24 protein-coding genes, 13 tRNA genes and 2 rRNA genes are annotated in these 13,546 nt (G+C 38.1%); 35 read left to right on the top strand and 4 right to left on the bottom strand.

Features of this window, described 5'->3' with window-relative positions:
* The 15 genes from MUB24_RS06400 to MUB24_RS06330 all read left to right on the top strand — a co-directional run.
* Positions 1 to 288: ribosomal RNA gene (locus tag MUB24_RS06400) — 23S ribosomal RNA — on the top strand; the annotation flags it as partial.
* A gap of 307 nt (positions 289 to 595) precedes the next feature.
* Positions 596 to 711, top strand: a 5S ribosomal RNA gene (gene rrf / locus MUB24_RS06395).
* 7 nt (positions 712 to 718) lie between these two features.
* Positions 719 to 793, top strand: a tRNA-Asn gene (locus MUB24_RS06390).
* A gap of 5 nt (positions 794 to 798) precedes the next feature.
* Positions 799 to 890 (top strand) — tRNA-Ser (locus MUB24_RS06385).
* A 14-nt stretch (positions 891 to 904) separates the two neighbouring features.
* Positions 905 to 976, top strand: a tRNA-Glu gene (locus tag MUB24_RS06380).
* A 10-nt stretch (positions 977 to 986) separates the two neighbouring features.
* A tRNA-Met gene (locus MUB24_RS06375) sits at positions 987 to 1,060 on the top strand.
* A gap of 4 nt (positions 1,061 to 1,064) precedes the next feature.
* Positions 1,065 to 1,141: transfer RNA gene (locus MUB24_RS06370), tRNA-Asp, on the top strand.
* A 21-nt stretch (positions 1,142 to 1,162) separates the two neighbouring features.
* Positions 1,163 to 1,238, top strand: a tRNA-Phe gene (locus MUB24_RS06365).
* A 15-nt stretch (positions 1,239 to 1,253) separates the two neighbouring features.
* Positions 1,254 to 1,338: transfer RNA gene (locus MUB24_RS06360), tRNA-Tyr, on the top strand.
* A 4-nt stretch (positions 1,339 to 1,342) separates the two neighbouring features.
* Positions 1,343 to 1,416: transfer RNA gene (locus tag MUB24_RS06355), tRNA-Trp, on the top strand.
* Between the two features lie 17 nt (positions 1,417 to 1,433).
* Positions 1,434 to 1,509 (top strand) — tRNA-His (locus MUB24_RS06350).
* Between the two features lie 9 nt (positions 1,510 to 1,518).
* Positions 1,519 to 1,590: transfer RNA gene (locus tag MUB24_RS06345), tRNA-Gln, on the top strand.
* Positions 1,591 to 1,595: 5 nt separating this feature from the next.
* Positions 1,596 to 1,670, top strand: a tRNA-Gly gene (locus MUB24_RS06340).
* Between the two features lie 7 nt (positions 1,671 to 1,677).
* Positions 1,678 to 1,751: transfer RNA gene (locus MUB24_RS06335), tRNA-Cys, on the top strand.
* Between the two features lie 8 nt (positions 1,752 to 1,759).
* Positions 1,760 to 1,841, top strand: a tRNA-Leu gene (locus MUB24_RS06330).
* A 145-nt stretch (positions 1,842 to 1,986) separates the two neighbouring features.
* On the opposite strand, the gene MUB24_RS06325 is transcribed toward MUB24_RS06330, so the two are convergent.
* From MUB24_RS06325 to MUB24_RS06310, 4 genes are all read right to left on the bottom strand, one after another.
* A complete protein-coding gene (locus MUB24_RS06325; RefSeq protein ID WP_244702410.1) occupies positions 1,987 to 3,081 on the bottom strand; it encodes a tyrosine-type recombinase/integrase in 1,095 nt (364 codons plus the stop codon).
* Positions 3,082 to 3,086: 5 nt separating this feature from the next.
* On the bottom strand, positions 3,087 to 3,467 hold the full coding sequence (locus MUB24_RS06320; protein ID WP_244702409.1) for a hypothetical protein: 381 nt from the start codon (positions 3,465 to 3,467) through the stop codon (positions 3,087 to 3,089).
* Positions 3,467 to 4,072, bottom strand: a complete 606-nt coding sequence (locus MUB24_RS06315; RefSeq protein WP_244702408.1) for an ImmA/IrrE family metallo-endopeptidase — start codon at positions 4,070 to 4,072, stop codon at positions 3,467 to 3,469. The genes MUB24_RS06320 and MUB24_RS06315 overlap by 1 nt, the downstream gene beginning before the upstream one ends.
* A gap of 73 nt (positions 4,073 to 4,145) precedes the next feature.
* Positions 4,146 to 4,517: a helix-turn-helix domain-containing protein gene (locus tag MUB24_RS06310; RefSeq protein ID WP_244702407.1), complete on the bottom strand. Its 372-nt coding sequence runs from the start codon at positions 4,515 to 4,517 to the stop codon at positions 4,146 to 4,148.
* A 175-nt stretch (positions 4,518 to 4,692) separates the two neighbouring features.
* Here MUB24_RS06310 and MUB24_RS06305 point away from each other — a divergent pair, with 175 nt between their 5' ends.
* The 20 genes from MUB24_RS06305 (at position 4,693) to MUB24_RS06215 (ending at position 13,519) form a co-directional block, all read left to right on the top strand.
* Positions 4,693 to 4,884 (top strand): helix-turn-helix transcriptional regulator, encoded by a 192-nt coding sequence (locus MUB24_RS06305; RefSeq protein ID WP_244702405.1) that lies wholly within the window; start codon positions 4,693 to 4,695, stop codon positions 4,882 to 4,884.
* A 48-nt stretch (positions 4,885 to 4,932) separates the two neighbouring features.
* Positions 4,933 to 5,259 carry a DUF771 domain-containing protein gene (locus MUB24_RS06300; RefSeq protein WP_244702404.1) on the top strand — a complete coding sequence of 109 codons (327 nt, stop codon included), beginning with the start codon at positions 4,933 to 4,935 and terminating at the stop codon, positions 5,257 to 5,259.
* Positions 5,260 to 5,346: 87 nt separating this feature from the next.
* Positions 5,347 to 5,610 (top strand): helix-turn-helix domain-containing protein, encoded by a 264-nt coding sequence (locus MUB24_RS06295; RefSeq protein ID WP_244702403.1) that lies wholly within the window; start codon positions 5,347 to 5,349, stop codon positions 5,608 to 5,610.
* Positions 5,601 to 5,801: a hypothetical protein gene (locus tag MUB24_RS06290; protein ID WP_244702402.1), complete on the top strand. Its 201-nt coding sequence runs from the start codon at positions 5,601 to 5,603 to the stop codon at positions 5,799 to 5,801. Before MUB24_RS06295 ends, MUB24_RS06290 begins: the two co-directional genes overlap by 10 nt.
* Before the next feature lie 204 nt (positions 5,802 to 6,005).
* Positions 6,006 to 6,797, top strand: a complete 792-nt coding sequence (locus MUB24_RS06285; RefSeq protein WP_244702401.1) for a phage replisome organizer N-terminal domain-containing protein — start codon at positions 6,006 to 6,008, stop codon at positions 6,795 to 6,797.
* Positions 6,787 to 8,040 carry a replicative DNA helicase gene (locus MUB24_RS06280; protein ID WP_244702400.1) on the top strand — a complete coding sequence of 418 codons (1,254 nt, stop codon included), beginning with the start codon at positions 6,787 to 6,789 and terminating at the stop codon, positions 8,038 to 8,040. The genes MUB24_RS06285 and MUB24_RS06280 overlap by 11 nt, the downstream gene beginning before the upstream one ends.
* Positions 8,015 to 8,443 (top strand): hypothetical protein, encoded by a 429-nt coding sequence (locus MUB24_RS06275; RefSeq protein WP_244702399.1) that lies wholly within the window; start codon positions 8,015 to 8,017, stop codon positions 8,441 to 8,443. Before MUB24_RS06280 ends, MUB24_RS06275 begins: the two co-directional genes overlap by 26 nt.
* A 51-nt stretch (positions 8,444 to 8,494) precedes the next feature.
* On the top strand, positions 8,495 to 8,824 hold the full coding sequence (locus MUB24_RS06270) for a hypothetical protein (RefSeq protein WP_244702398.1): 330 nt from the start codon (positions 8,495 to 8,497) through the stop codon (positions 8,822 to 8,824).
* Positions 8,811 to 9,539, top strand: coding sequence for a DUF2786 domain-containing protein (locus tag MUB24_RS06265; RefSeq protein ID WP_244702396.1), 729 nt, complete (start codon positions 8,811 to 8,813; stop codon positions 9,537 to 9,539). Before MUB24_RS06270 ends, MUB24_RS06265 begins: the two co-directional genes overlap by 14 nt.
* 51 nt (positions 9,540 to 9,590) lie before the next feature.
* Complete coding sequence (locus MUB24_RS06260; protein ID WP_244702394.1) at positions 9,591 to 9,944, top strand: hypothetical protein; 354 nt, start codon at positions 9,591 to 9,593, stop codon at positions 9,942 to 9,944.
* Between the two features lie 11 nt (positions 9,945 to 9,955).
* Positions 9,956 to 10,114: a hypothetical protein gene (locus MUB24_RS06255; protein ID WP_244702392.1), complete on the top strand. Its 159-nt coding sequence runs from the start codon at positions 9,956 to 9,958 to the stop codon at positions 10,112 to 10,114.
* Positions 10,114 to 10,530, top strand: coding sequence for a hypothetical protein (locus MUB24_RS06250; protein ID WP_244702390.1), 417 nt, complete (start codon positions 10,114 to 10,116; stop codon positions 10,528 to 10,530). The genes MUB24_RS06255 and MUB24_RS06250 overlap by 1 nt, the downstream gene beginning before the upstream one ends.
* Complete coding sequence (locus MUB24_RS06245) at positions 10,527 to 10,754, top strand: hypothetical protein (RefSeq protein ID WP_244702388.1); 228 nt, start codon at positions 10,527 to 10,529, stop codon at positions 10,752 to 10,754. Before MUB24_RS06250 ends, MUB24_RS06245 begins: the two co-directional genes overlap by 4 nt.
* A gap of 81 nt (positions 10,755 to 10,835) precedes the next feature.
* Positions 10,836 to 11,138, top strand: a complete 303-nt coding sequence (locus tag MUB24_RS06240; RefSeq protein ID WP_244702386.1) for a hypothetical protein — start codon at positions 10,836 to 10,838, stop codon at positions 11,136 to 11,138.
* Positions 11,135 to 11,266 (top strand): hypothetical protein, encoded by a 132-nt coding sequence (locus MUB24_RS23195; RefSeq protein WP_280516888.1) that lies wholly within the window; start codon positions 11,135 to 11,137, stop codon positions 11,264 to 11,266. Before MUB24_RS06240 ends, MUB24_RS23195 begins: the two co-directional genes overlap by 4 nt.
* Positions 11,267 to 11,450: 184 nt before the next feature.
* Entirely contained in the window at positions 11,451 to 11,648 is a 198-nt protein-coding gene (locus MUB24_RS06235; protein WP_244702384.1) for an XtrA/YqaO family protein, read from the top strand.
* Positions 11,645 to 12,232 carry a hypothetical protein gene (locus tag MUB24_RS06230; protein WP_244702382.1) on the top strand — a complete coding sequence of 196 codons (588 nt, stop codon included), beginning with the start codon at positions 11,645 to 11,647 and terminating at the stop codon, positions 12,230 to 12,232. Before MUB24_RS06235 ends, MUB24_RS06230 begins: the two co-directional genes overlap by 4 nt.
* A gap of 92 nt (positions 12,233 to 12,324) precedes the next feature.
* On the top strand, positions 12,325 to 12,510 hold the full coding sequence (locus MUB24_RS06225) for a hypothetical protein (protein WP_244702380.1): 186 nt from the start codon (positions 12,325 to 12,327) through the stop codon (positions 12,508 to 12,510).
* 17 nt (positions 12,511 to 12,527) lie between these two features.
* Positions 12,528 to 12,980 (top strand): ArpU family phage packaging/lysis transcriptional regulator, encoded by a 453-nt coding sequence (locus MUB24_RS06220; protein WP_244702429.1) that lies wholly within the window; start codon positions 12,528 to 12,530, stop codon positions 12,978 to 12,980.
* On the top strand, positions 12,977 to 13,519 hold the full coding sequence (locus MUB24_RS06215; RefSeq protein WP_244702378.1) for a site-specific integrase: 543 nt from the start codon (positions 12,977 to 12,979) through the stop codon (positions 13,517 to 13,519). The genes MUB24_RS06220 and MUB24_RS06215 overlap by 4 nt, the downstream gene beginning before the upstream one ends.
* Positions 13,520 to 13,546: the final 27 nt, after the last annotated feature.

Here is a 13,546-nt window from a genome sequence, read left to right as displayed (position 1 = left end):
ATCCGTCGCGGGCGCAGGAAATTTGAGAGGAGCTGTCCTTAGTACGAGAGGACCGGGATGGACGCACCGCTGGTGTACCAGTTGTCTCGCCAGAGGCATAGCTGGGTAGCTATGTGCGGAAGGGATAAGTGCTGAAAGCATCTAAGCATGAAGCCCCCCTCAAGATGAGATTTCCCTAGGCTTTTAAAGCCTTAAGACCCCTGAAAGATGATCAGGTTGATAGGTCCGAGGTAGAAGTGTGGTGACACATGTAGCTGACGGATACTAATCGGTCAAGGACTTAATCAATTATAGGAAGAACGGCTAAGTGCGCCACTTCCTGTGGCAACGCCGTCCTGACCTACATCCTGTAGGCCTAAAGCGGAAGCGCCTGTCCATCGATGTTTGCTAGTCGATAGGCGCTGGAGCTAGATTGTATTCAAACCTTCTTGTGTTTGTCTTCTCCTTTATCTGGTTTTGAGAGAATAAAAAATTCTCTTGATTTTTACATAAAATTAGTTATAATAAGATATGTCGATTCTACAAAAGATCTTTTGATTAGATCGCTCATGTCAATCATCAACACAGAAGTCAGCACAATCCTATGCAAGTAAAGTCTGGTGGCAATAGCGAAGAGGTCACACCCGTTCCCATCCCGAACACGGTAGTTAAGCTCTTCAGCGCCGATGGTAATAAGGGGTTTCCCCTTGTGAGAGTAGGACGTTGCCAGGCATATTATTCCGCAGTAGCTCAGTGGTAGAGCTATCGGCTGTTAACCGATCGGTCGTAGGTTCGAATCCTACCTGCGGAGCCATTATTGGAGAGCTGTCCGAGTGGCTGAAGGAGCACGATTGGAAATCGTGTAGGCGGCTAACGCTGTCTCAAGGGTTCAAATCCCTTGCTCTCCGCCATTCAAAAATATATTGGCCCCTTGGTCAAGCGGTTAAGACACCGCCCTTTCACGGCGGTAACACGGGTTCGAATCCCGTAGGGGTCACTTTTTTCATCGCGGGGTGGAGCAGTCTGGTAGCTCGTCGGGCTCATAACCCGAAGGTCGCAGGTTCAAATCCTGCCCCCGCAATAATGGTCCGGTAGTTCAGCTGGTTAGAATGCCTGCCTGTCACGCAGGAGGTCGCGGGTTCGAGTCCCGTCCGGACCGCCATTTATACATAAATGGTAATAAGGCTCAGTAGCTCAGTCGGTAGAGCAAAGGACTGAAAATCCTTGTGTCGGCGGTTCGATTCCGTCCTGAGCCACCATTTAATAGATTCCATGGTGGGGTAGCGAAGTGGCTAAACGCGGCGGACTGTAAATCCGCTCCCTCCGGGTTCGGCGGTTCGAATCCGTCCCCCACCACCATTTTAGGGGTATAGTTTAATGGTAAAACGAAGGTCTCCAAAACCTTTGATGTGGGTTCGATTCCTACTACCCCTGCCAAAATTTTTAAAATTATGGCGGCTATGGCGAAGTGGTTAACGCATCGGATTGTGGCTCCGACACTCGTGGGTTCGATTCCCACTAGTCGCCCCATTATATTATTGGGCTATAGCCAAGTGGTAAGGCAACGGACTTTGACTCCGTCATTCGTTGGTTCGAATCCAGCTAGCCCAGTTTTAGCGGAAGTAGTTCAGTGGTAGAACATCACCTTGCCAAGGTGGGGGTCGCGGGTTCGAATCCCGTCTTCCGCTCCATATAGTTGGCGGCATAGCCAAGTGGTAAGGCACGGGTCTGCAACACCCTTATCACCGGTTCAAATCCGGTTGCCGCCTCCATGAACTATGCCGGTGTGGCGGAATTGGCAGACGCGCACGACTCAAAATCGTGTTCCGTAAGGAGTGTCGGTTCGACCCCGACCACCGGTATTCTATAGTAAAGTTAGGTTAAGACAAAAAATATTTTATCTGCTCGCAAGCCTTGATGTATAAGGGTTTGCGAGTTTTTTTTGTTATTTCTAAATTTGTTTGGAATCAATACGTTTTGTTTCTGTGCAACACAAACGCTACACATTTAATACATGTTAACAGCAATCGTTTCATCCTCTTTTCTCAATTCTTTCATTACGTGTGCATATCGTCTATAAGTTATATCCGGTGAAGCATGTCCCAATCGTTCGCTGATATAGATCATTGATGCTTTTTTATAAATTAATGCACTAGCGTGTGTATGTCGCAAACCATGGGCTGTAATAATATTTTTTATATTTAAATCTTCTAATGTCTTTCTAAGTGATTTATTTACAGCATTATTACTTAAACATTTATACTTTGAGGATGGACTAAAGAAAACTAATCGGTGAATGTTATCTGGCATCTGCAAAAATAACTTTTTAAATTCTTTCATTACTTTTGGATCGATGCCGATTATTCGCTCGGATTTTTCGTTTTTAGTAGGGCCAAAACCTTTTGGCATGCTCTTCTTATATCCCCATGTTTTTTCAATATTGATTGTGTTATTATCGAAATCAAAATCTGGTCTTGTTAAGCCGACCAATTCCTCAAATCGTAATCCCGATACCAGCAGAAGTAAAACAGCGTAATAACTCAAACCAGTATTTATGCGTCCAAATAATTCCTCATATAGCAATTCACTTTCTTCAAACTCTAAATGTTTTTCTTTTTTATTTTTAGGCGGTTTTCCTGTTACCTTAATTCCTTTCGCAAAATTAATTCGGATGATTTCATCTTCCATAGCGTGTTCTGCTGCAGCTTTAATATGACCATTCACTTTTAACATAACTTCTTTGGAATACTTTTCTCCGTATTCGTTTAAAAACTCTTGATAATCATTCCTTTTTATATTTTGAATCGCCTTATCCGAAAAATATTCTTCGATGTATCTTAAAGTATCTTTATAATGGTTTAATGTTTGTTTAGCTAAATCGGTTTTATAGAGCGTAAACCAGTCTTCGAAGTACTTCGCTAACGGGATTGGGTCATTCTCAATTCTCATCCCTTTACCCAATTTATACTCAATGTCATCAGCAACTACTTTTGCTTCACCTCTTGTACGGAAACCTCCTTTTCTAATAGGGTCATATTTCCCGTTGGTATAGCGACTTATCGTATATTGCCATGTTTTACCCCTTTTTTGAAAAGTTGCCATTCACATTATCTCCTTCCTACAAACTCCATATGTTTTCTGGCTGGCAAAAACATAAGAAAATCATTTATTTCTGGTGTAGATAATATAAATTGCTGGATAACATATGGATCTACACTATGAGATTCAATTTTTCTTTTGAGACTTTTTAGGTTAATACCAATCCTATTAGGAAAATCCATGTTAAATATTAAATCTGATAGAGTAATAGACATACTAATTAATGACTCATCAAAATCACCCCTTTCAATAAATGTAAATGGTTTTATAGCATTGTAATAAAAAGCTGACTTTTCCCAATTAATTTCCCCGGGGTCAAAAGATAACACATACCAAAAGGGAATTAGCTGGCCATCCATAAAATCGTAATATAACCTTTGTTGTGGCATTATTTTTTCAGTCCTTTCTTGTATAGAATGGCTGATAAATCCTCCATAACCTTCATGGTTTCTTTGCTGTATGGTGGAGCTTTTGGGTATAATGACTCCATAAATTTTCTATGTTCTTCATCCGACTTGGCTTGCTGGATTTTATTTCTAAATTGAATTAGTCGCTTTCTAGCAAACTCCTCCGTAACATTGAAATTCTTTGCGATAATTGGAATACCGTCCTCAATATTGTAATAGTTAACAATCTCATAATTTTGCAACATGAATGTAGGAACGCAAAATTGGTACATAAAATTATTTGCCTGATGTTCCTGTAATTTTCGAAATGCTAGCCTTAATTTATGCTGATTTCCCACATGCCGTATAATGTGGCCAAGTTCATGTGCGAAGTCTTGATATTCTTCTTGAGGTGATAACTCATTGTTTAAAAGTATGTAATAGGAGCCGTTAAATTTGGTGGCTTTACTTTCATCTTCGTAGTAATGGATCCAGATATCCATTTCTCTCGCAATTCTCCATATATCAATTTCTTGAGGCTTATGAATGTCCATACTTAAAAACAGATTCATTATATCCACCTCTAAATCAGTCATTATAATATCCATTTAAGATATCCCCCTCTAACAAACGTATGTTCTATATAAGTGTATAAGAAAAGCCCTGGTAGGGCAATAGTAATTATTTGTTATTTTTCGTTTCACTATTCTTCCGTGCCTTTTCAACTTCTTTCATCATTTCTATGAAATCAAAAACTTTTTGTTTACTTTCCTCCGAAAGTCCTTGGGCACTTCTCATAGCGTATTGAAAATCAGGATCCTCATATATTTCTTCGGCTGTTTTTTCTTCACTATCCTTATCAGTTCTTCCTAATAGATAATCAGTTGATACTTCGAAATAATCTGCAAGACTTTGAAGTGTCTCTGTATCAGGCGTTCTATTTCCATTTTCATAACCAGAAATAGAAACTTTAGTTACGTTTATTATTTTACCTAACTGTTCTTGGGTAAGGCCTTGTTCGTTTCGTAATTTTTTAAGACGTTTACCTAACACAAATCAACACCTCGTTTCCTGATACTATTATAAGTTAACAAGTAGATAACAAAAAGCAAATTAATAGTAAGTTAACTAATTAGAAACTTTTTTCGGTAAATGTATTGACATTTAACCAGTAGTTAACTACAATGGAATTAACCTCAAGTTAACACAAGCGGAAAGGAGGACTGTAATGACACTTGATAAATTACGGAAAATAAGAATTAACGCAGGATTAACTTATCAAGAAGTTGCAGAAAAAGTAGGTATTACCAAGGAATATTACTGGATGATAGAAAATGGCAAACGCAGATTATCATATGAAATGTCAGTAAAAATAGCAAGTGTCTTTAATTCTAATCCGGATGATATTTTTTTAAATTAAAAGTTAACTACAAGTGAATTTACTTTGTATAAGGAGTGACTACGATCAATGCAGCAACTAAATGTAAATTTATCAATACCTATTCCAGCTGATTCCGTTCTCATTTCAAAAGTTGAACTGGAAGAGTTAAAACGTAATGAACTAACAGGTGTCTACTGGAATATGAAAGATCTTGAAAAGCGTATTAGCAAAAAGTCTGAATGGATAAAAGAAAACATTCTTTTTCCCACTCGTTTTCGAAAAATTTTAGATGCCGAACATGGTGGTTTTGTCTATTATCCCAAGTCTCAAGGGCAAACTTGGAGCTTTCAGGCAAGCAAAATGTCCGAATTTCTGGACAAACATTTTGCTAGTATTTTTACTTCTTTCTCATAAGTCTAGTTTACTAGGTATTGAGATTAAATGCTGTTCGCTTCGAGAACATGTTCTATTTTTGAACATTAAAGGGGGTGAGTTGGTGAAATGAATCTAGGGGCAGTGTTAAGAAAGGCTCGATTGCATGCTGGTCTAAGTCAAGAAGAAATGGCGGAGGAACTGTATTTGCCAAGAAGCACAATATCAAAATTAGAAAACAACAAGGTGATTTTGAAAGCTGAAGATCTAATCAAATGGTGTAACGTTACACAGGCACAGGAGGTGGCGGTTGCATTAATTTTCGGTATTGATATTCCTACAGTGGTGCAAAACTTAACGACTTTGATAGGAGGTTTCATCTTTTGGATATAAACGAGAAATACCAAGAATTGGGTAATTGGGCAAGATGCATCTTGGAAGTACATAAGGATAAGCCTGGATTATTCACTTGTGAACAAATCATTAAGGAATTAATGGAGCGATATGAGAAGTTGCAATTTGAACCGTTTGAGATAGAACGATATGAGAAATTGCAATCTGAACCGATTGAGGAGGATGTCTGATGGATTTATTCGGAATGTGGTTAGTCACTTATGGAGCACTAGCAATCGGAATTATGATCGGAAGGGACAAGAAAAATGACAACAAAAAAAGCAGCAACTGAGTTCGGGCTCAATTACTGCACTGAGTAAAAAAACTAATTGATAACTCCATTATAGCAAATGCTGTAATGGAGTGCAATGCCACACTTTGAAAAGGAGTGATTATTGTTGAGTGTGAAGTGGATCAAGTTAAGCACTCAAATGTTTGAGGATGAAAAGATACGTTTGATCGAGAGCATGCCGGAAGCTGACACGATCTTAATTATTTGGGTTAAATTACTTGCTCAAGCAGGTAGAACAAATGCAAGTGGGTACATTTTTTTAAGTGAAAACATTCCATATACAGATGAGATGTTAGCCACACTTTTTCATCGTCCAGTGACGACTGTAAGGCTTGCATTAGAGACATTTAAGCAATTCGGAATGATTGAGATCGATGACCAATCTTTTATACGAATTAGCAATTGGGACAAGCACCAAAGCCTTGAAGGACTTGAAAAAATTCGTGAACAAAATCGTCAGCGTGTTGCCAAACATCGTGAGAAAAAACGTCTTGAAAGTGGTAACGCTACAGGTAACGTTACATGTAACAAAAATGTAACCGACATAGATAAAGAATTAGATATAGATAATATATATGTCGAGATAATAAATTATCTCAACCGTGCAGCTGGTAAAAATTTCAGACACACAACCCCAGCCACTAGAAAAGTCATAAAAGCAAGATGGAACGAAGGCTTCCGTGTAGAGGATTTTAAAACGGTCATTGATAATAAAATAGCTGATTGGCTTAATAACAACGATATGAGCCAATATTTGAGACCTAACACTTTGTTCGGGACAAAATTCGAAAGCTACCTAAATCAAAAACCTGAAAAGAAGGACCCGCCGGACCCAGGTAGTCCAGCACCATTCAATTACGACATAAACGCAGGGGAGGATTGGCATGAAGATTGAACAGGCGTATCTTGGAACGTTGCTTAAAGAAAATTATCTAATCAAAGATTCTGGCTTAAAGGCAAATCAGTTTGAAAAAGCATGGCATGTGGCGTTATTTACAAGCATGAAAAACCTTGTAGAAAAAGGCAATTCAGTTGATATTGCTACTCTATCGATTGAATCGAATTTGGAAAGCTTTGGTGGAGCAAGCTACATAAACGACTTGATCAGTCTAGCGAATCCGCAAAAAGTGGAAGAATATGAACAGCTAGTGTTGGAAGCATGGAAAGAGCGCGAAAAGAAAAACATTCTAGCAATCGCGAAAGAAGAAGATTGGGAGATTGGTAAAGTCATATCTGCTCTGGATGCTATCAACGAAGTTCGGGATGACGATCACACATCTATTGCAGATGCACTAGTAAGAGTGTTTGAAGCACCGTGGAAAGAAACATCGCAACAAAAGGGTGTTTTAACAGGCATAAAACAACTGGATGATATGACAAATGGTTTTCAGGATGGAGAACTGACGATAGTAGCTGCAAGACCATCGATGGGGAAATCAGATGTGATGTTGCATTTTGCGAAACAGGCGGGTTGGGCAGGGCATTTGCCAATACTCTTCTCGTTAGAAATGCAAAAGGAGAACTTGACAGATAGGTTGGTTGCCAGCACGGGTGGGATCAATCGGATGAAAATGCGAAATCCATACAAAGATTTAACTCCTTTGCAAAAAGAAAAATGGTCTCACATCATCGGCAGGGTTAACGAAACGAACATTGAAATCTTTGATGATCCGGGACAAACTGTGTCAGAAATGAGAGCAAAAACTCGTAAAATGATGCATCAACACCCTGGCAAAAAGCCTGTAATCATCATTGACTATTTAACTTTGATTCGCCCTTTACACCATCATAATGGAAATGCAAACGCACAAGTGACAGAGATTTCCAGGGACCTTAAGGGAATGGCCAAAGAATTTAATTGCCCAGTCATTGCTTTATCCCAACTATCTAGAAACGTGGAACAAAGGCAAGATAAACGCCCATTTTTATCGGATATCCGAGATTCGGGAAGTGTTGAACAAGATGCGGATGTCGTAATGTTTCTGTATCGAGAAAAATATTACGACAAAGGATCCGATAATAAAATGCTTGAAATTATTGTCGCCAAGCAGCGAAACGGTCCAGTCGGAACTGTGAATACAGTTTATAACGAATTTACAGGGGAAATACTAGATGCCTACCATACGCGAGCTGTATGAGGACGCAATCAGATACGAGGAATCCACTTTAGCCCATTACATACTTTTATTACTTCAAGAGGGCAAGATCAGCACCAATGATGATGATTCGGTATTAGATCAACTGCCGATCAACAAGGAAAGGCTAGATCGCATGATTCAAAGTAATTATTTAGGCTTTAGCAAAATCAAAATATATTCCATCAAATATGCTGAAAACACTTTTGCTTTTGTGTATGCAGAAAGCCCAGAAGAAGCTAGGTCATATTTTTTCAGACACACTGGTATGCAGCCACTTAACTGCCATGAGCTATCTCTAGATTATATGATGGCCGTCGGCAATAGATTCCTAAGTTTTAGAGATTGGCGAAAAGAACAAAGCAAATTCCCATGCATTGTGGGTGTTTATAAAAAAGAGTATTGAAAGAGGTGGAAGAATAATGAGTAGAATTACAAATGTGAGAATCGGCGTTTCATGATTGATACCAAAAATCGACGTGTTAATTGTCAAAGTTGTGGAGCTGTGATTGATCCATATGACGCTATGTACGAATTGGCGATGAACGGTGAAAGAATGCAACAGCAGGTTGAAAATTTGCTGGAACAGCGAAAACAGATAATTAATTATAAGCCATGGCTGGTCGTCATTAAAAGCTTGGAGAAACAATATCGCGGGAGAAAAATGATTCCCAATTGTCCGAGATGTCACGAGCCGTTTTATCTCGAAGAATTAACAAGTTGGATGGGAAAACCATTTGCGGATGCCCGAATAAAAAAGTGGAGGGACCAAAATGGAAAATCGTAACGATGCCATTATTAATAAAATAAAAGGGTTGCTTGCGATAGCAAATGACCATAAAAATGATGAAGAATGTCAAACGGCATTTATTATGGCTCAAAAATTAATGATGAAATACGACATATCTTTATCTGATGTTGAGGTTCAAGAAGATGCCAGGGAAATATCAGAAGGACAAGCGACAGCGTATAAAACCCTTTATTGGTGGGAACGTGCTTTAGCAAATATTATAGCTAATAATTTTAGAGTTAAATGGTATTATAGCAATAAAATTCTTAAGGGTGAAAACAGAAAGAAACGAGCAATCATTTTTATGGGGTTTCAGAGTGATGTAGAACTCGCAAGGGAAATGTATGTACTAGGCTATGATGTTTTAACCTTTTATGTTCGTAATTTTGTTGATGACTACTATGAAGAAAATTATTTAACCAGAGAAAGAAGCTTTACAGCAGAACTGAAAAACTCTTACACTAGAGGTTTTTTAAATGGTCTAGAAGAAAAATTTGAAGAACAAGTAAATCAAATGCAACAAGAATATGGACTGATGGTTTTGGTCCCTGAAGAAGTGAAAACAGCCTATAATGACATGTTTAAAGATACGAAGGGATTAAGTTGGAGATTTCCTCCCATTGAAGAAGTCGCAGCTTATCAAAGGGGTTATCAAGAAGGAAATGAAATTGATTATACAAAATCCACTTTAGACGAGGGTTTGACTGTTTAGATAATACCAGCAGTTGACACAAATTGTGAAGTAGATAAGGAGTGAAGAACAGTGGAACAAGGTCTCTACGGAAAGTACAGAGTATTAAAAAGTGATACGGGTGAAGAGATTAATAGTTTCTTTGTTTTGAAACCAGACACAGATCCAGTTGCGATTGCTGCATTACAAAGATATGCGGAATTAACTCCTAATGACCAATTAAGTGAAGAATTAAATTGTTGGCTTGAAACATTGGAAATGATGGGAGCGCAAATGCCACCAAAATGCGATTACTGTGAAGATATAGCAAAAGTCAGGACAACGCCGTTTCTGGCAGATTCAGGGGCGGTGATGTGTGAATATTGTTGGAATCATACAAGACGTGAATATAAGGATTCTCATGGCGAGGATATAGGGAAGTTTTAGGAGGTAGAAGGATGAATATATTTATAAATTTATTTATTATCTTCTCTTGGTTGTTAATTGGTGCAGTGCACAGTTTTACAAAATTAGAAGTTTCAAAGTTTACCCTATGGATGGCTATTGTCTGTATTGTGTTTGCCAATTTAATAATTTTGCATGGAGGTAGAGGTTAATGGATAAGGGACGATTAGAAGATATAAAACATGAATTTAATTGGGCCGTAGAACAAGGGATTGATACAGTTCTTTCGCATAGTGACATGGAGTGGATGTTCTCCACTTTGAAGGAACAGCAGAAGGAAATAGAACGGCTCACCGACGCATTAAAAGGTTCAAAAACGGTTGTCCACCATGCTAAGGATGTAGCGATGGAGAGCGTTGAAAAATACACAAATCAGATTAAAGAAGAAAACACACAATTAAAAGACGAAGTTCGGTTCTACAAAGGGTATGCTGATAGATTCGCTGATACCATCCAAAAACAGGAAAAAGAAAACATTCGATTGCGGAGAGTTATAAATCAAGCTATCGATCATTTCCGTCAAGATGAGGATCGGGAAGGCATGGCAGTATTGGAGGGGAGGAAATGAACGTACAACAGCTACTGATCGAGGGATACAGCGCCCATAATAAATATCTTATTGAGCAGGTAAGAGAAAAGAACGAGGAAATATTCCTACTGCATAGGGTAGCAAATACATTAAAAGCTGAAAAAGATCGGTTGCGTGAAGCATTAAAAGATATACGCGAATGTAGTGATATTCCGACGGAAGTTGAAGAATTGGTACGCCAAGCATTGGAGGACTCCGAATGAGACAAAAAAACGGGGGTAACGGATCCCAAAACTATTCAATCATGCTTATGGAAAAGACAAGATAAAAGGAGTTGGATAAACATGCACCAATTGAAATATAAAATCGGGCAGCAGGTAAAGTATCAAAATAAGTGGTTTATTGTTCTTAACATTCGTATGGACGCATTAAACGAACAAGTGGATTATCTTTTGAAAAATGATTATACAACGGGATGGATCAACGAGGATTTTATTCAAGGGGCAAAGGATGATAGGTCTATTATCGAGAGATTGAAAGATATTAAGGGAAACTGGGAATATGAGCGCTGTATTAAACCAGAGGATATTGATTGGCTGATCTCCACTGCAAGTGAATATCAAAACGAAAGGTTTGTCCGTTTATGAGTAGAGAAGAACTTATTCATGAATTGCTCAAACGCACTGGCATTGACAAAAGCATTCTTCTTTTAAAAAGCACACCGGAGCTAGAAGATTTATATGAGGAACGCATTTTAAATAAGGGAATGTTTTAAATGATCGAATATGTCTGCAAGGAATGTGAAGTGACTGAATTACAATATGAAATTGTTCCCAAAAAGAAATGCCCTCATTGTGGGAAATATTTAGAAGCGATTGAGCACGAAGAAAAATAAAAAAGCCAGGATTCCTCCCAGCGCGTCTAAAAAAATTATACCATATACTGGGAGGAATATCTCAATGAAACTACAAGATATAGAATTAACTAGTGCAAATAGACTAGAAATTGATATAATGGAAATACCATCCAGTTGTGTAATTGTGATCTGTGATGGGAAAGCAAAAGTAAGGGAGCTTCCTCCCTTTGGGGAATATAAAATAGTGACACATCAAGGGAAAGTGAAGCGTATGAGGAAGGAGGAGGGGGAGGAGTTTTGAAAGGTATTGACAAGCTGTTTTACAATGTTATCTTAGGTAGTTTCTTAGTAATCATTTTATCTCTAATATTTTTTATTGTAACCAATGATTTTTCCTTTAAAACCATTCATGATTCCTTTTTAGGATTTGCGGGAACTCTTGGAGGGGCTTTTTTAGGAGCCTGGTTAGCTGGAAGATATGCAATTAAAGCTGCAACTATCACCATAAATGAAAGTAAATTATGGAACTATGAAGAATTAAGGAGACTTCTAATCATCCATAAGAGAAATTTTTATAGTGTATATAATCACAGTAATTTAATTGCATTGGGTGATTTAGGAGAGGAAGATCTTAATTTTACAGTTAGAGACATCTCATATCACACCAACGTTATTAGTAAAAATTTTGACTTGAGAAGTATTCCCACTGATTTTTATAAAGATATTAAAATGATAACGTCTGCCGTCGATAGTTTGAATCATTACGCCTTTCTATATAATAAAATGCTAGACGATAAAATACTTTATGATAAAGAAATAGTTTTGAGATTAAATGAAAGTTACAAAAAAATGCTTGATAGACTATTTAAAGATTTAAAATTATAAGTATAGTTCTACCAGCCAACTGGAGGACACTGAATGACGCAGTAAGCGTTGTTTGGTGTCCTTTTTATTATTTTAAAAAAGGAAGTGAGAATATGAACCGTAGTTTAAAAGAGCAATTGAAAGTCTGGAAGCAAGATCATATGGCTGTGAAACAGGAAAAGCAAAAGAATAAAAAACGCCGTAGAGAGCATTTCACGGATTCCGAATTAAGGAGTCTTATGGGGATGGACAGGCCTATTTATAGCAGGGGAAGAGGTGGCGCCATTCGCCAAAAATAAATGGAGGTTGATGATTGATGACAAAGCTTGATTTCCAATTATCTGCAATAGATCGTAAGGCCACAAAGGAAGAAGTGGAAAGTGCATTAGAAAGATATCGGATCATGTTGCTCACCCAAGAATTAGATCAGCTTCCAAAAGTTACGCAAAGTTTTTCGCTTTTGCCACCAACAAACACCAATGAATTTCATTCTTCCACTGAACAGGCAGCAGTTAATAATGCAAATTATGAATTGGAAAGATCAAAATATATTAAAAGAATCACCTTAGCTGTTAATCGCTTGGGATATAAAGAAAGGGCCATCTTGATTATGAGGTATATGACAGAGGATGATGTCTTTGATTATGAGGTGTACAGCGAGCTAAACATGAGCGAAAGAACTTACCATCGCTATAAATCTAAAGCCTTTTATAAATTGGCCTTCGCCCTTGGTATTGAAGTATATGCGGAAGAGGAGGAGGGCGCATGAACTTTGTCCATCCTATTCGGGATCCCGACCAGATTAATGAAATGAAGAAATATCTTAGGCAACAGAGTGAAAGAAATTATATGTTGTTCGTCACTGGAATAAACAGTGGATTGCGAATATCAGATATATTGCCACTTAGGGTGAGGGATGCCAAGAAATCATACTTTGATTTAAGGGAGCAAAAGACACAAAAACAGAAACGCATCCTCATGACTCCAGGACTTAAAAGAGAATTGAAACGATACATTGAAAACAAAGAGGATGATGAATACCTGTTTAAAAGCCGTGAGGGTCTAAATAAGCCTATTGGCAGGAGTATGGCATATAAGATATTAAGAGAAGCTGCGGACTATGTGGGATTGGATGGGATAGGCACACATACGCTAAGAAAGACATTCGGGTATCATTTCTATATAAAGTATAAAGACGTAGCTTTGCTTCAGGAGATCTTTAATCATAGTGAGGAGAAAATCACCTTACGATACATTGGAATCAACCAGGACTCTATGGACAGGGCTTTGAAAGACTTTAAGATTTAATCCACCTAACTTTATTGTTGGGTGGTA

The organism is Lederbergia sp. NSJ-179 (assembly GCF_022867885.1).
In the GTDB taxonomy this organism is placed as follows: Bacteria; Bacillota; Bacilli; order Bacillales; family Bacillaceae_C; genus Lederbergia.
This window is presented reverse-complemented; position numbering and strand designations above follow the sequence as displayed.

Coding starts and splice junctions, on each gene's coding strand:
- MUB24_RS06235 (WP_244702384.1), top strand. CDS start 11,451: ATGAAACTACAAGATATAGAATTAACTAGTGCAAATAGACTAGAAATT.
- MUB24_RS06270 (WP_244702398.1), top strand. CDS start 8,495: ATGATTGATACCAAAAATCGACGTGTTAATTGTCAAAGTTGTGGAGCT.
- MUB24_RS06240 (WP_244702386.1), top strand. CDS start 10,836: ATGCACCAATTGAAATATAAAATCGGGCAGCAGGTAAAGTATCAAAAT.
- MUB24_RS06245 (WP_244702388.1), top strand. CDS start 10,527: ATGAACGTACAACAGCTACTGATCGAGGGATACAGCGCCCATAATAAA.
- MUB24_RS06295 (WP_244702403.1), top strand. CDS start 5,347: ATGAATCTAGGGGCAGTGTTAAGAAAGGCTCGATTGCATGCTGGTCTA.
- MUB24_RS06215 (WP_244702378.1), top strand. CDS start 12,977: ATGAACTTTGTCCATCCTATTCGGGATCCCGACCAGATTAATGAAATG.
- MUB24_RS23195 (WP_280516888.1), top strand. CDS start 11,135: ATGAGTAGAGAAGAACTTATTCATGAATTGCTCAAACGCACTGGCATT.
- MUB24_RS06225 (WP_244702380.1), top strand. CDS start 12,325: ATGAACCGTAGTTTAAAAGAGCAATTGAAAGTCTGGAAGCAAGATCAT.
- MUB24_RS06320 (WP_244702409.1), bottom strand. CDS start 3,467: ATGCCACAACAAAGGTTATATTACGATTTTATGGATGGCCAGCTAATT.
- MUB24_RS06220 (WP_244702429.1), top strand. CDS start 12,528: ATGACAAAGCTTGATTTCCAATTATCTGCAATAGATCGTAAGGCCACA.
- MUB24_RS06265 (WP_244702396.1), top strand. CDS start 8,811: ATGGAAAATCGTAACGATGCCATTATTAATAAAATAAAAGGGTTGCTT.
- MUB24_RS06315 (WP_244702408.1), bottom strand. CDS start 4,072: ATGGATATTATAATGACTGATTTAGAGGTGGATATAATGAATCTGTTT.
- MUB24_RS06250 (WP_244702390.1), top strand. CDS start 10,114: ATGGATAAGGGACGATTAGAAGATATAAAACATGAATTTAATTGGGCC.
- MUB24_RS06255 (WP_244702392.1), top strand. CDS start 9,956: ATGAATATATTTATAAATTTATTTATTATCTTCTCTTGGTTGTTAATT.
- MUB24_RS06275 (WP_244702399.1), top strand. CDS start 8,015: ATGCCTACCATACGCGAGCTGTATGAGGACGCAATCAGATACGAGGAA.
- MUB24_RS06305 (WP_244702405.1), top strand. CDS start 4,693: ATGACACTTGATAAATTACGGAAAATAAGAATTAACGCAGGATTAACT.
- MUB24_RS06325 (WP_244702410.1), bottom strand. CDS start 3,081: ATGGCAACTTTTCAAAAAAGGGGTAAAACATGGCAATATACGATAAGT.
- MUB24_RS06300 (WP_244702404.1), top strand. CDS start 4,933: ATGCAGCAACTAAATGTAAATTTATCAATACCTATTCCAGCTGATTCC.
- MUB24_RS06280 (WP_244702400.1), top strand. CDS start 6,787: ATGAAGATTGAACAGGCGTATCTTGGAACGTTGCTTAAAGAAAATTAT.